At 41.1% G+C, this 15342-nt stretch carries 11 protein-coding genes; 7 read left to right on the forward strand and 4 right to left on the reverse strand.

Translation table 11 applies throughout. From position 1 onward, the window contains the following. The first annotated feature begins 44 nt into the window (after positions 1-44). Entirely contained in the window at positions 45-1751 is a 1707-nt protein-coding gene (locus tag OQ5_RS0117200) for a chloride channel protein (protein ID WP_255297618.1), read from the forward strand. Positions 1752-1898: 147 nt separating this feature from the next. Here OQ5_RS0117200 and OQ5_RS0117205 read toward each other — a convergent pair whose 3' ends face one another. Further along, positions 1899-2282 (reverse strand): co-chaperone GroES, encoded by a 384-nt coding sequence (locus tag OQ5_RS0117205; protein ID WP_016778670.1) that lies wholly within the window; start codon positions 2280-2282, stop codon positions 1899-1901. A gap of 76 nt (positions 2283-2358) precedes the next feature. Here OQ5_RS0117205 and OQ5_RS0117210 point away from each other — a divergent pair, with 76 nt between their 5' ends. The 5 genes from OQ5_RS0117210 (at position 2359) to OQ5_RS0117235 (ending at position 6651) form a co-directional block, all read left to right on the forward strand. Beyond that, the gene (locus OQ5_RS0117210; RefSeq protein ID WP_016778671.1) at positions 2359-3948 is read left to right on the forward strand and encodes a YfcC family protein; all 1590 of its coding nucleotides are present in this window, start codon (positions 2359-2361) and stop codon (positions 3946-3948) included. 241 nt (positions 3949-4189) lie between these two features. Then, the gene (locus OQ5_RS0117220; RefSeq protein WP_016778673.1) at positions 4190-4714 is read left to right on the forward strand and encodes an NUDIX hydrolase; all 525 of its coding nucleotides are present in this window, start codon (positions 4190-4192) and stop codon (positions 4712-4714) included. Further along, complete coding sequence (locus OQ5_RS0117225; RefSeq protein ID WP_016778674.1) at positions 4714-5358, forward strand: sulfite exporter TauE/SafE family protein; 645 nt, start codon at positions 4714-4716, stop codon at positions 5356-5358. The genes OQ5_RS0117220 and OQ5_RS0117225 overlap by 1 nt, the downstream gene beginning before the upstream one ends. A gap of 12 nt (positions 5359-5370) precedes the next feature. After that, the gene (locus OQ5_RS0117230; RefSeq protein ID WP_016778675.1) at positions 5371-5727 is read left to right on the forward strand and encodes a hypothetical protein; all 357 of its coding nucleotides are present in this window, start codon (positions 5371-5373) and stop codon (positions 5725-5727) included. Between the two features lie 96 nt (positions 5728-5823). After that, positions 5824-6651 carry a universal stress protein gene (locus tag OQ5_RS0117235; RefSeq protein ID WP_016778676.1) on the forward strand — a complete coding sequence of 276 codons (828 nt, stop codon included), beginning with the start codon at positions 5824-5826 and terminating at the stop codon, positions 6649-6651. A gap of 127 nt (positions 6652-6778) precedes the next feature. Here OQ5_RS0117235 and OQ5_RS0117240 read toward each other — a convergent pair whose 3' ends face one another. From OQ5_RS0117240 to OQ5_RS0117250, 3 genes are all read right to left on the reverse strand, one after another. Beyond that, positions 6779-7624 (reverse strand): UDP-2,3-diacylglucosamine diphosphatase, encoded by an 846-nt coding sequence (locus tag OQ5_RS0117240; protein ID WP_016778677.1) that lies wholly within the window; start codon positions 7622-7624, stop codon positions 6779-6781. Between the two features lie 14 nt (positions 7625-7638). Beyond that, entirely contained in the window at positions 7639-8631 is a 993-nt protein-coding gene (locus OQ5_RS0117245; protein ID WP_016778678.1) for an NAD-dependent epimerase/dehydratase family protein, read from the reverse strand. Between the two features lie 612 nt (positions 8632-9243). Continuing rightward, a complete protein-coding gene (locus tag OQ5_RS0117250) occupies positions 9244-11835 on the reverse strand; it encodes a beta-mannosidase (protein WP_016778679.1) in 2592 nt (863 codons plus the stop codon). Positions 11836-12564: 729 nt separating this feature from the next. Here OQ5_RS0117250 and OQ5_RS21495 point away from each other — a divergent pair. After that, positions 12565-15342 carry a triple tyrosine motif-containing protein gene (locus OQ5_RS21495; protein ID WP_255297614.1) on the forward strand — a complete coding sequence of 926 codons (2778 nt, stop codon included), beginning with the start codon at positions 12565-12567 and terminating at the stop codon, positions 15340-15342.

Consider the following 15342-nt stretch of genomic DNA (forward strand, 5'->3'; position numbering starts at 1 on the left):
TTTTGAAATGGCGCATAAGACATGTCAGCAACCGTCAATTCATCATGTTTTTGAGCATTATAGTTGGCATCGCCTCCGGACTGGGAGCTGTAGCCATCAAAAACAGCGTTCATTATATCAGTGTGTTGGTACAAAATGTAATTCATTCAGAGGGACCTGCCTATGTGTTCTTTATTTCTCCTTTTTTCGGAATACTTTTAACAGTTATATTCATTAAATACATACTCAAACGGCCTGTCCGCCATGGGATTCCAAATGTGCTCTACGCCCTTTCTAAAAGGAAAGGCCGAATCCGTCGACATAATATGTTCTCAAGCATTGTCACCAGTGCATTAACTGTAGGTTTTGGGGGAAGTGTAGGACTTGAAGGCCCCACTGTTGCGACCGGTGCAGCTATAGGTTCCAATGTTGGCCGCTTATTTCGACTCAATTTCAGGCAAATCACGCTCTTACTGGGATGTGCGTCAGCAGCAGCCATGTCGGCAATTTTTAAAGCACCTATTGCAGGCATTGTTTTTGCCCTTGAAGTGATTATGCTTGATCTCACCCTCACAGCAATTGTTCCTTTGCTTATGGCTTCAGCTTCGGCAGTACTTACCTCCTATCTTTTCATGGGGCAACAGGTACTTTATCCGGTAAATATTACCGAAACCTTTGTAATGGAAGATTTATTGTTCTACATCGTTCTGGGAATCATTACCGGATTTGTTGCTGTCTATTTTACAAAAGTATACCTGTACATTGAACGGATATTTCTGCGTATGAAGAAAGCCTCCACCCGGCTGATTGTTGGCGGGGCAATGTTAGGTGTTTTACTTTTCTTTTTCCCGTCATTATACGGCGAGGGGTATGACATCATCAACACAGCCCTAAGCGGCGACGCTTCTTTTATTTATGACCAGGAGTTATTCTCCAACCTTCAGTATTTCTGGCCGGTTACCGTTGTTTTAATGTTGATGGTGATAGGGTTCAAAGTTGTGGCAACATCCATCACATTTGGCAGTGGTGGTGTGGGCGGTATTTTTGCACCAACCCTGTTTATGGGCGCCAATACCGGCCTTCTTTTCGCCTTTGTAGCTAACCAGATAGGATTTCACGGCCTTTCGGAACAGAATTTTGCACTGGTGGGTATGGGAGGCCTCATAGCAGGAGTTTTGCAGGCTCCGCTGACCGGTTTGTTCCTCATCGCTGACGTTACCGGCGGGTACGAGCTTTTTCTGCCGCTCATGATAACCGCTACCATCTCTTTTGCAACGGCCAAATCGTTTGTAAAAAACTCGGTCTACACACACCAGCTTGCCCGACGGAAAGAACTTCTCACCCACGATAAGGACCAGGTGGCATTAACTTTAATGGATGTCACGAAGCTTATAGAAACCGATTTTTCAAAAATTTCGCCCGATGCCTTGCTGGGAGACCTTGTCAAAGTAGTTTCTAAAGCTCATCGTAACCTGTTCCCGGTTGTCGATGATAAGGGAATGCTTCACGGCATGGTAAAGATGGACGATATAAGAGATATAATATTCAAACCCGAACTTTATGATACTGTGAAAGTAAAGGACATCATGTATATGCCTGAATATTACATCAGTCCTGACGACAGCATGGAAGACCTGGTAGAGATGTTCAGAAAATCGGGACGATTCAATATCGCGGTCATCGACAAAGGCAAATATCTTGGTTTTATATCAAGAGCCCAGGCATTTACGGCCTATAGAAATTTTGTAAAACGATTTTCGGGAGAGTATTAGGAAGAGGCTGAGGTTGAGATTGAGCATTTACTGATGCATAGAGCAAAGCGCATAGGGCATGGAGGAAAACGCATTAGTGAAGACTGCTTTGATCAGGTCTGTGCTCTTTGCACCCTGCTCAATGCCCCATGCTCCTGGCCCCAATTCCTACTCAAACAGTCCCTCGTCCCTGATAAGCATTAAAATAGCAGATTGTGGTACAATAATATATTTCTGATTATTGAATTCTATTTCGAAACCACTGTTTTGGAGATAAATAGCCAAATCGCCTTCTTTGGGTTGCAGTGGCACGTAACGAACATTTTCATTTTTCGATTTCCAGGGTTCATCTTCCTCTGCAATAGCAGGAATAGGATAACCGGGGCCTACTTTGATCACATACCCCGAATGCACTTTCTCTTTTTCCTGCACATTGGGTGGAAGAAAAAGCCCTGACCTGGTACGTTTTTCTGGCGTTTTAGGCTGAATAAGAACACGATCGCCAACCACAATAAATTTACTCAGGTCTTTTTCGTCAATTCCGGAAATCATTTTTTGCTGCAAATATAAAAATAATCACAGTTAAAACTCTATTTTTGGAGTTGACTAAACAGAAAGACCATTGCCAATGATTAAAAAAGTTCCCCACACTTACGTTATTGTTTTTTCTTTAATTGTTATTGCAGCTGTTGCCACATGGTTTGTGCCCGGGGGTGAATATGTCCCGGCAGGAGAAATTCCGGAAGATGGTTCAGCACCAGAAGTTGTTTTCAAACGAGTTGAGAGCCAGCCGCAGACCTGGCAGGTTTTTTCGGCCCTTTTCGAAGGCTTTGAAAAGCAGTCGGGTATTATTGTTTTTATTCTGATGATCGGTGGTGCATTCTGGATTTTGAATGACAGTAAGGCCATTGACATTGGCATTTTATCTTTCCTGAATTTCACCCGTAAACTGGATAAACACAAAGCCATCAGGATAATTGGCGCTAACAATCTGATCATCGTGATGATTATGCTCATGTTCTCGGTTTTTGGCGCTGTATTTGGAATGAGTGAAGAAACTATCGCTTTTGTAGTGATACTTGTCCCGCTGGCTATTTCGATGGGCTATGACAGTATTATGGGGGTAGCCATGGTGTTTGTAGCTGCCGGATTAGGATTCGCCGGAGCCGTGTTGAATCCGTTCACTATCGGAATAGCCCAGGGATTAGCCGGACTTCCTCTTTTCAGCGGTTTTGAATACCGTTTGTTTTGCTGGATTGTTATCAATATTGTGGGGATATCATACGTATTATGGTATGGCTCCCGTATTAAAAAGGACCCGGCAAGATCGCCGGTTTATGAAGAAGACCACCATTGGCGACATGAAATAAGTGAAAACAGCACTGCTACAAATCATGCAACATACAAAGCATCGTGGGTAATATACTTTTTATTACTAGCCGCACTCATCCTCTTTTCGGTACAGTGGCCTTCAACAACCCTGAAAATAGGAGGAGGCGAAGGCATTACCGGCTGGTTTATACCCGCACTTACAGCACTTTTTGCCATAATGGGTTTCATTGCTTTAAGAAAATCGTCACCAGCCTTTGTCCTTGTTATTTTGGGTTTCACCATATTGTTTCTAATCGTCGGTGTTATGGGTTTCGGCTGGTACATCATGGAAATTGCCACCCTGTTTTTCGCCATGGGTATTTTATCGGGCATAGCAATGAACAATAGTGCCGACCGGATCACTCACCTGTTTCTGGAAGGCGCAAAAGACATCATGTCGGCCGCTTTGATTGTTGGTCTTGCAAGAGGCATCATCGTTATACTTGAAAACGGGAAAATTGTACATACCATACTACATGCAATGGCAGGAGGCATGCAAGACCTGGGAAATATTGCTTCGGTTAGTGTAATGTATGTCATTCAAACCTTAATAAATATCATTATTCCCAGTGGTTCGGCCAAGGCTGCGCTTACCATGCCCATCATGGCTCCGTTCAGCGATCTTATTGGTCTGTCGCGCCAAGCCACTGTTATGGCCTTTCAGTTTGGCGACGGCTTCACCAACCTTATTACTCCCACATCCGGAGTGCTTATTGGCGTACTGGGGGTAGCCCGAATTCCTTACGTGAAATGGGCCAGGTGGATAGGGCCACTCATTACCATATTGATCATCCTTGGATTCTTACTTCTTATCCCTACCGTAACAATGAATTTAAATGGTTTTTAGTGTTGATAGATGTTTAGATGTCAGATTATGGCAGGGGTATATGATGATTTGTATTAAACTTCAAACAGACTTTCTAAAACAAACGATTAGAAAGAATTATCTATTGACAGTTAATGGGTTAACAGACTACTGCAATGTGGTATTTCGTAAAAAATACACCATGCGGACTGATTAAAATTTCCATCCCTGATCTTGTTGTTTTTGTTCCAGGTTTGTTAATATTGCAAAAAGACAATTTCTTATGGCACGTCCCGAAAAAATTCTTAAATATTGTCCCAGCTGTGGTTCAGGGCTTTTCAAACCCGATTCACCAAAGTCGTTTCATTGTAGCAGTTGCGGTTTTAAATTTTTCATTAACAGCGCTGCTGCTGTTGCCGCTGTTATTGAGAATGATGCAGGCGAAATATTACTGACAGTGAGAGGTGTAGAACCGGCTATCGGCGCACTGGACCTGCCGGGAGGCTTCGTTGACCCAATGGAAAGCGGAGAAGAAGCATTAAAAAGAGAAGTAAAAGAAGAACTGAATCTGGATGTATCAGAAATGCAATATCTGATAAGCTATCCAAATGAATATATCTATAATGGTTACTCGGTTTTTACGACCGATTACGGATATGCCTGCAAAGTTAAGAACTTTGACAACATAAAAGTAGCCGATGACATAGCCGATTTTCAGTTTTTCAATCCGAAGGAAATTGATTTTAACAAAATCAGCAGCAATTCAATTAAGAAAATACTAAAGTTTTACCTGTCAGAGAAAAAGTAATGACCAACGAATTATTAATACTTCTCTGGAGTGCCGCCAGCATTGGTTTTGTGCATACTATTCTGGGTCCGGATCATTATTTACCATTCATCATGGTGGGCAAAGCCCGCAACTGGACCGTAAAACGCACCATTGGTTTAACAGCTCTTTGTGGAGTAGGCCATGTGCTGAGTAGTGTCATAATTGGCGCTGTTGGTATTTTAATCGGCATTCAGCTTCAGAAGCTGACCTGGTTTGAGGGTTTTAGAGGAAATCTTGCAGCCTGGGGGCTCATCGCTTTTGGACTGGTTTATGCCATTTGGGGATTAAGACATTATTTCAAACACAAGAACCCGGGAAACCATAGTCACGCGCCTGGCAATAAAGCCACTCCCTGGATGCTGTTCATAATTTTTCTGCTGGGTCCCTGCGAAGCGTTAATCCCTTTGTTGATGTATCCTGCCGCTCATGAAAGTATGCATGCCGTTATCATGGTTACCGCTGTATTTTCTGTGGCCACCGTTGGCACAATGCTGTTAGCTGTTTGGATTGCTTCCCTGGGATTGGCTCAGGTAAATCTCAATAAACTTCAACCATTGTCACACTTCCTGGCAGGTATCATCATTTTTGCCTCAGGTATGTCCATACAATTTCTGGGATTATAAAATTCAACGAGCATGAAACAGTCAACCGATTTAACCGGCTTCTGGCGCTTTCGTGAAGAGTTTGACGATGGCGAGGACTTAGGCGAAGCACGGCTGTTTCAAAACGGGAAAAATCTGTCGGGTCATTTAGTATTTAAAGAAATGATTCCGGGTGAACCTTCCATGTTTATCAGAACCAAACTAACAGGAAAAATTGAAAACGGGAAGGTTCATCTCAACGAAACTTCAGTTATTGTTTTATCTGAGGGCCACGGAGATTATGTGCCTGAGGAAAGAACAGGTCTGCTCAATGCCATGGGACAGATCGTCGGTTCGGGTGAAGACAGACAAGGCGTTCACGGGGTGTTTGTGCTGGAACGTATTTTGTGATCAAAGTTTTTATTTTTCTTCCGTTTTTGTCAAATTATTTGTAAATTTTATGCTTGACAAGACATTAAAGCTTTGTTCCACCAAAATCCACCAGTCATGAAACGTATTATTCTTCTTACCGATTTCTCGGAAATTGCCAGGAATGCTGCCCTCTATGCGCTCAAAATGTTTGAAGACCAAAACGTTCATTTTCAACTCCTGAATAATTTTGATGTTGAATTCAGTGGCAGTCCCTACATCATGCAGGTAAAAGAAGAGATGGCTGAAGAAAGTATGCGAGGCCTGCGCAAGGAATTGTCATTGCTCCACGCCAAACATCCGGATGCCAGAATTGAACTGGCTTCACGTTTTGGGGCCATGACAGAAGTTATAAGAAAAGAAATTCATGATTACCAACCAGACTTAATCGTATTAGGCTGTAAAGGAGAAACTGCTCTTGAACATTTTCTGCTTGGAAGTAACGCCCTTGAAATTATTAAATATGTTCACCATCCTATGTTGGTAGTCCCACGAAAAGCAAAATTTGCCCCACCCGAAAAAATTGTTTTTGCAACCGATCTTCAGGATGTAGATTTACAAAAAATGGTTGAGCCACTCACTGATCTGGTAAATACCTACAACAGCGAGTTACTTTTTTTGAATGTTCTGGAGAACAAATATGTGAACCGGGTCGAAGCCGAAGAAAAGATTGCATCTTATTTTCCAGGTATCAAATTAAGTTTTCACTTTATAGATCACGACGGCGATCTGTGTAAAAGCATCCTGAAATTCATGGAAGAAAAAGGTGCGACACTTCTGACTCTTATCCGGCACCATCACAAATTTTTCCAAAGAATTTTCAATCCGCATATTATCAGAAAAATGGTGCGTCATCCACACCACCCGATGTTAATACTACATGAAGCGGAGAATGGTAATGTTTAGGGGGTAGGGTTGTTGGACTTTCAACAGTTTTTAAGGAAATAAAAGAAATGAGAAAAAATTTGATACAATAGCAGGAAATCTTATTGCCCGTGTGCCAAAATTGCAATTCGTGAATTCGGATGTTCGTTTAACTTTTCAGTATTTCTTTAAAAGCTTTATTAAATATATCTTCCAGGGTTTCGGACAGAATCTCTTCCTCTTCGGATTCTTCAACCGAGTCATCTTTTTGTGAATCCCAGTATTTCAGGTGCCAGTCATTATTCTCAAATTCAAGTGCAGTCATATGATCCACCCAGTCGCCCGAGTTAAGATAAGTGATAGCACCTGCCGGTGATTTAATACGCTTTTTTGCCGGCCTGTGTATATGCCCGCAAATCACATAATGATATCCTTTTCTAATTCCAAGACGTGAGACCATACTTTCAAAATTGGAAACAGTATCTTTCTTCCCTCCTTTCACCTTGTCTTTTATTTTTCCTGCCAGGGAAATCGGGTTTCCTCCAAAAAAGACCAAAAAGAAGTTAACCAGCTTGTTTATTCCGGCCAAAATGCCATATCCGGCCGAGCCCATCTTGGCAAGCCATTTAGAATGATGCATTACCACATCAAAAACATCGCCGTGAAATATCCATGTCGACTTTCCTTCAATATTCAGGACAATCTTATTATCTATCTGAAAATGTCCAAAATCAATTCCGGTAAAGCGTCGCCCTACCTCGTCGTGATTGCCGGGAATAAAAATGATCTTTGTTCCTTTCTCAGCCATCTTAAAAAGATAACGAACAACTCTGATGTGAGAAGTAGGAAAATAGCGTCGGGAGAACCGCCATACATCAATGATATCACCATTAAGAACAAGAATTTCGGGCTGTATGGTTTTTAAATAGGAATAAAGTTCATTGGCTTTACTATTGAAAGTTCCGAGATGGGCATCGGAAATAACGGCTGCCTGTAATTTTCTTTTTGGACTCATAAAAAATGGTTATATCAACCAAAACATTGTTTATATGCACCAATAATTCTATCCACCAAATCTCCTCTGGCAGGATCAATTTGTATGCGTCCCGGTTCTTCCTCAAACCATCGAATCGTTCGCTTAATGCCCTCACTAAAAGGTATGACAGCCCGGAAACCGGGAACAAAACGTTTAATTTTTGAATTGTCAAAAATGACACTTTGGGCCTTGTCACCAATCAGGCTTCCATAAGAATGTTCATCAAACCGCGCAATAAAATCAGAGGGAATATGAACAGCCTTTAAGGGGGCACCGGCAGCCTCGGCCACCCACTCATAAATCTGATTCCAGGTCATAATCTCGTCGGAAGTAATATGAAAACTGTGACCAATAGACTGCCTGTGTCCTAAAAGTCCGTTAAATCCTTTAGCAAAATCCTCTGAATGTGTAATGGTCCAGAGTGAAGTCCCGTCTCCATGAATAATTACCTCTTTCCCGTGTCTGATCCTCTCTATTATGGTAAAATCTTTCCAGCCACATAAAGGCACCGGTATAACAGTATCATAAGTAAGTGAGGGTCGAACAATTGTTATGGGAAAACTATCATTCCTGAATCTTTGGGTAAGATAGTCTTCACATGCAATTTTGTCGCGTGAATACTGCCAGTAAGGATTATACAGGGGGGTAGATTCTGTAATAACAGGATGCCCCCCGGGCTTCTGGTAAGCAGAAGCTGAACTGATAAAGATGTATTGCCTGGTATGCCCTTTAAATATCTCGAAATCACGTTTAACATCTTCAGGAGTAAAAGCAATCCAGTTGACAACCACGTCCCACTTTTGTCCTTTAACGGCCTCTGCAACAGCATTCTTATCAGAATGATCCGCTACGATATTAGTGGCTCCCTTTATCTTGACAGAACCGGTTCCTCTGTTCAGAAGATACAGGTCAATTCCGCTTTTTACAGCCAGACGACTCGAGGCTGCACTAATATTTCCGGTTCCTCCTATGTAAAGTACTTTCATTATTGCTGGTCTATAAACTTTCAAAAAATCTTACAATATGTGTGTCTGTTCAGAAAGTGCCAGTTGCAAGGCTTGCGAAGCCGCCAAAAATGGAGTTTACTTTTCGTAAATAAGTATTTTGGCTGCAAGCGTAACACAGCAAATGGTACTTTATGGACAGACACTCATTAGTATAAAATTAGTCTAAGTTATTGGTCTGATGGAACTCGCAGGTAAGCATTTATACATATTCTTATTGTTGCAATCCTTGTCATGCTTGTTTCATCTTACATCAAATAAGGTGTTACGACTGCTATAATTGGGGATTGTTAATGTTGGTAATGCTGTTAGAATGTTATAAGTTATTAAATCATCTGACAAATTAACAACCAAACAATCCTAACAACCCTAACAATCCAAAAATCTAATCATATCATTGAAAAATCTGTGTACGCCCGGCTCTGCCGCTTTGCTTGCAAAGAATCTGCGATATCTGTGGTGTCCCTCAACCTCAACCTCAACCTCAACCTTAACCTTAGCCTCAGCCTTAGCCTCAGCCTTAGCCTTAACCTCAGCCTTAGCCTTAACCTCAGCCTCAGCCTCTAACCCTCTATCCTCAAGCTTTTCCCTATGCTACAAATCATTCAATGTGGTAACAATCAGCTCATTCTCCACATCCAGATCCTTATCTGTTTCCAGGTCAACTACCACCGATTCTCCCGGGAGAATATCAAAATAATTATCGGAAAAATGCCCTGAACCATCGGGAGTGTCCAGGAAAACGTTCTTTGCAAGATTTTTGGAAGATACCGTCACACTGTACCCGTCAGGTGTTTTTACTGAAGATATCTCTATCTTTGTTTCAGGAAGCTCAAGAGCTTTGGGACGCTCAAAATAGAGCAGGTTATCAGCAATAATCTGTCCGCCGGACTGAAATTCAACGGAGAGAAGCAGAGAATTTAATTCATGACCGTCTGCTTTTTCTGCCAAACTATTTTCAAAAATAATCTTTGAAGAATTGGCCGGAACTTCCGCTTCAACCTCTTCAGAGAACAAAATATTTCCTTCAAAATCAATCAATTTCACAAACAATTCACCCGAAATAGACTGGAGGTAATCATTTACAGCATAAACCCTGACCTTGCCATCTTCATTGACAGGGGAAATCATAATCGGCTCATTGGCTTCACGCACAAAATAATGTGAAGCTTTCCAGCGACCGTAATAATCGACCGTTGACCATGAAATGGTAGGCCAACTGTCGTTCAACTGCCAGTAAAGCGACCCCATACAATGAGGTTTGTTTCTCCGGTGTGCTTCAATGGCTGTTTTATAGGCTTTAGCCTGAAGCAATTGACTAACGTAAACAAAATTTTCAAACGAATCCGGAACATCATAATATTGTTCCATATACCATTTTATCATATCATTACCATCAAAACCGGGCCGGATGTAAGGCATTCTTCCGCGCTGACGGTGCCGCATAACTTCAGAGTCATAGCTCTCATCCTGCTTTTCGGTGAACTGACGAATGGTATGCATAGAGGGGAAGGATTGCAATCCGTATTCACTGACAAAGCGAGGAACATCTTCTTCGTAAGCAGAAAAGGGTTTTTGCCCGAACCAGATGGTCCAATCGTGTTCATCACCGGATTTCCGGTTGGCTTTTGTCCCTCCATAACCCATTGGGGATGACGGCCAGTATGCCCGCTGGGGATCGTATTTTTCAACGGCACCAGGGAGTATTTCGTGGAATATCTTTTCGTAGGTATTCCAGACAAAATCTCTTACATCGGGCTCATACATCTCCTTCCAACCCCATTCGTGCCAGCCGTGGAAATTTTCATTGTTTCCACACCATAATGCTAATGAAGGATGATTACGTAAACGCTTAACGTTATATTCGGCTTCTTTACGGATATTTTCCAAATGATCTTCATCGCCCGGTTGAAGGGCACAGGCAAACATAAAGTCCTGCCAAACCAAAATGCCGTTTTCATCGCAAAGCTCGTACAAATAGTTATCACCATAAATGGCGCCTCCCCAGATTCTGATCATATTCATATTGGCCTCAACCGCATTATTGATAAGTCGCTGATACCTTTGCTTTGTAATCAAAGGAGTAAGTGTCTCGGATGGTATTACATTGGCCCCTTTCATAAAAACGGGAATCCCGTTCAATTCAAAATAAAACGTATGTCCCGTCTCATCGGGTTCCTGTACCAGTTTAAGTGTGCGAATGCCATAATTTAGTTGATGTGTATCCAGCAATCGAATTTCGTCTTTCAGAGAAAAGTTGAAACTATAAAGATGCGGTTCCCCGAGTCCGTTTGTCCACCACAATTTGGGATCATTCACCTCCAACTCGAAAGGTATTTCATTCGTACCCTGTTTAAGTTCAACATTTTTACTAAATCCGTCGGAGACACCGTCCAACTCCAGCTCGATAGCGTATTTGCCTGATTTTGTAGTGCTTATAGTTACATATCCGGAAACTTTTGCGGTTTGCTCATCGGCTTGATCGGTTTGAACATAAATATCTTCTATAACAGCTTTGCTCCAGGCTTTCAGTACCACCGGCTTCCAAATACCTGAAGTAACAAGTCGCGGCCCCCAATCCCATCCGTAATGGAAAGGTGCTTTGCGCGTAAAAACGTTTGTCCGCTCCCCTTCGGGCGCTTGTTCATTAACAGCAGGAATAGTATACTCCAACTCTTTCAATTTTTTCATTCCCTCTTTGACGGGAGAATGAAAATAGATACGCAGTTCATTTTCACCCTCTACCAAATTCTCCCTGACATCGACATGCCAACCGACAAACATATTGTCCGCTTCCAGAATTTTGGTATCGTTCAGAAAAACATCGGCATAAGTATCCAACCCTTTGAAAGCAAGCTCTATAACATCGGGGCCCGACAAAAGAGATTCATCCACATTAAACGTTGTTCGATAAATCCAGTCTTCATCCTCAATCCATTGCACATCGTCCTCATTCATTCTGTAATGAGGATCTTCTATGACCCCGTTTGCCATAAGATCGGAATGAACAGTACCCGGAACTTTTGCAGGCATCCACTCATCGGTTCCTGCTTGTGAAAATTCCCAATTATCATTAATTTCAAGAGTCACGGGAGCTCCTTCAAATTGCTCTTTACAAGAGCCCGAAAACATTAAAATTCCGGAGAGGAAAAAAAGCATACCTAACAAAGATTTCTTTTGAAACATAGTTATTTAGAATTTATCCGAAAAACTTAACTTCTTTTAGTTGCCAGAAGAACATAAAAGTAATCATCATTACAATATCTGGCAAGTTGACCACGATTTTATTTATGAGTCCACTCCTAAAAATCTCTCTTAGGAACAGACTCATTTAAAAAAAGCCTAAACGCGGAGAAGCAATGACGCAAAATTTTTATTTAGACAGGCACTATTTAGAAAATCACTCATTTGGTTGAAGTATGAGACCATAAGAGATGATTTACTTTATCGAATCCGCAAGGAATACATCGCAATCTTAAACAATTGCTCACGGATTTTGGATGAGAGAGTTGTGATTTGTGTTGTTAATCGTTTAATTATCAGATATCTGCAAAGGTTTAAAGGAGTATAGATTATTATCCGTGCAAAAATAGCTTTTCCCGATTTACAGGAGAACTTGCATGAATGATCGATAATTACTCTTTTCCCGGAAAAGTGGAATAAGTTGTGAAAATTTTTGGAATGTTCGTTTTACTGATGCTGACTTGTTGTTTAGTAGTATGCACGCTTTTGCCATCCCCTGAATTATACTTATTTTTGGATGGATGTAAAGAAAATGAGTTCACACCTGACAGGCTTTTAGCCCAGACTCATTATTACAGACCCAACTTTAATAAGTCTCGTTTAGTAGCAGACTCATTAAAAAATTTCCTGACTTACATAGACGCACTTTATTATTGAGAAGATAATATTCTTATGCCTGAATATTTGAACAAGCAAAAAAACAGCCGGTACATTTTCAGAACCGGTGCTTTAATAGTGGTTATTTCATTGTCACTTTTCGCTGAAGCCCAGTCAAACGCAAGGAGAATTATAATTGGGAACCCGCCGGTATATCATTTTTCGCACACCGATTACAATAGTGATTCTCAATTCTGGACAGCTTGCCAGGATTCTTCCGGAGTGATGTATTTTGGCAATAATTACGGAATACTGCGATTTGACGGAGAGAGATGGGACAAAACAACAATGCCCAACAACAGCTCGGTCAGAAGCTTGTACTGTGCAGCCAACGGCACAGTTTATGCTGGAGGTTTTAATGAATTCGGAATAATAAAAAACAATACAGACGGAAGTTTTTCTTACCACTCACTAATCGGTAATCTTCCATCCAGATACAGGGATTTCGGGAATGTCTGGAAAATCATGGAAAAAAACGGAACCATCATTTTTCAGAGTTTTGATTATTTATGTCTCCTGAGTAATAATAATTACGAGATAATTGAGCCATCAGATTATTTCGGCTATGCCGGTGAATGCAAGAATCAAATATTTGTTTTGGATAACATTTTGCTTACATTGGATGTAAGTACATCTCAATTCACTCCTTTTATTTCAAATAATCTGCTGAACAATGAAGAGATTCTGAATATTATACCTGGTAACGCAACATCCAATATACTCATCCTTACAAAAGAAGGAAGCCTTTATACAGTTGATATCAATACCAGGACCATTCTGAAAAGAGATAATCTTAGTTCCAGAAACTCAGGCCAGGTTTTTACGTCGGTTCTTCGTTCGTCCTCCGGGACTATTTATACAGGAACATTAAGCAAGAAATTGTCTTCGTGGCAATACAAAGACAATCAGTTAAGGCACATCCGCACCTTTAGCGATTTACAAGACCACACCGTGCTCAATATTTTTGAAGCACGTGAAGGCATTATCTGGATATTACTGAATAAAGGTCTTGATTTTTTCGATCCCAATGCACACCTTACTTCTGTTTTTCAGGGATCATCCATCTATGATGTTGTTTTGTATAAAAATCGTCTTTACATAGCCACAAACCAGGGTGTTTTCAGAACGGATCAACCGGTATCCGACAACATCATTAATCTAAGTGAATTTGAAAAGCTACCCAGTCTGGAAGGCCAGGCCTGGTCTCTAAAAATAATAGAAGAGGAGCTTTTTTGCTCTCACGACAGAGGGTTGTTTCATATTTACGGCAATCAGGTGAAAAAGATAGGAGACTTCTCCGGAGTATGGAAACTATATCCGGTGTCACAAACGGAAAGTCAATATTTTGTATGCACTTACAATGGTTTGGGTCTAATTTCGGTTACACCTTCGAATGTCATAGTATTGCATGAAAAAATCTACGGATTCGATGAATCCACACGTGATTTGATGGCAATTCAAGGCGATCGACGTTCTTACTGGGTTTGTCACGGATATAAAGGAGTATTCAGAATAAAGACCAATGATTCCAACTCACGGGTGGTTTCTACAGAACATTTCAATGAGCAGAACGGATTGCCCTCTTCTTTCAATATAAACGTGCATCGTTGGAGAAGCAAGAATATTTTTTCCACTAATCATGGCCTTTATACGTTCGACTCAACCACGGGACAGTTTGTTGCTCATAAGGAATTGACCAATATTTTGGGAGATGAAAAAAACATTCGCCAGCTTGTTGCACACGGAGACACTACATGGTGCGTTATTGATGACCAGATAGCCTTTGTTAATCACAAACAGAATAACAAGGTAATAACAGGACCCTTCCTGTCTCTGAAAGGAACTCTCAATCGTGGAATGGAGTGTATTGTTCCACTGAAAGGAAGTAATGAGGTTCTTATTGGCACCACCAACGGTTTGTTTGCTTACAACCCTGCATCAACAAAAACTGCAAGTCCGGATAATCTTCCCAAAACGCAAATTCAAATCGTTACTTTCAGCATGAAAGATTCGACTGCCACACGCCGGCCCGATGCCTTAGAACCCCCAATAGTAATTCCCAACGATGCCTATAATATAAGTTTCAAATTTTCAGTATCATTTATCAGGGACAAGGCCAATATTCGCTATGCCTATTTACTGGAAGAACGAATGGATAAATGGGCGCAATGGCAAGAGAAACCGGAAGTCAGCTTTTCTTTTTTGAAGAGCGGCAATTATACATTGAAAGTGAAAGCACAAAGTCTCTCGGGAGAATCTGCTTCGCCTGCACAAATCAGTTTCACTGTTGAACCGGTATGGTATGCCACCTGGCCATGGGTCATTTTTTGGTCGGCTTTGGGACTTGCACTGGCTTTCAGTATTTTTAAACGAATACAGAAAATCATTTTGAAAGAAAAGGAAAAAACCCGCCAGGAAGAAAAAGAACTACAAAAAGCAAGAGAGATTGAACGGGAAAATCAAATAATTATACATGAAAAAGAACGCATCGAAGCCGAAAACATTGAAAAAAGTAAAGACCTGGCTAACAATGCCATGCTAATTGCAAAGAAGAGAGAATTGCTGATTGATATACAATCAAGACTCAATAATATCCGGAAAAATGCCAAGAATGACATAGTTCGCAAAAACATTCTGGACATTGTACGAAATATCCAGGTAAGTTTGAACGATGAAAGACAATATCAACTCTTCGACATTAATCTTGAGCGGGTACATCAGGAGCTCTTTGACGAATTAAAAAACGATATCCTTTTATTACAACAAAAGAACTTAGAATGTGTGCCTTCATAA

The sequence above is a fragment of the Anaerophaga thermohalophila str. Valhall genome (assembly GCF_000250735.1).
Classification (GTDB): domain Bacteria; phylum Bacteroidota; class Bacteroidia; order Bacteroidales; family Marinilabiliaceae; genus Anaerophaga; species Anaerophaga thermohalophila_A.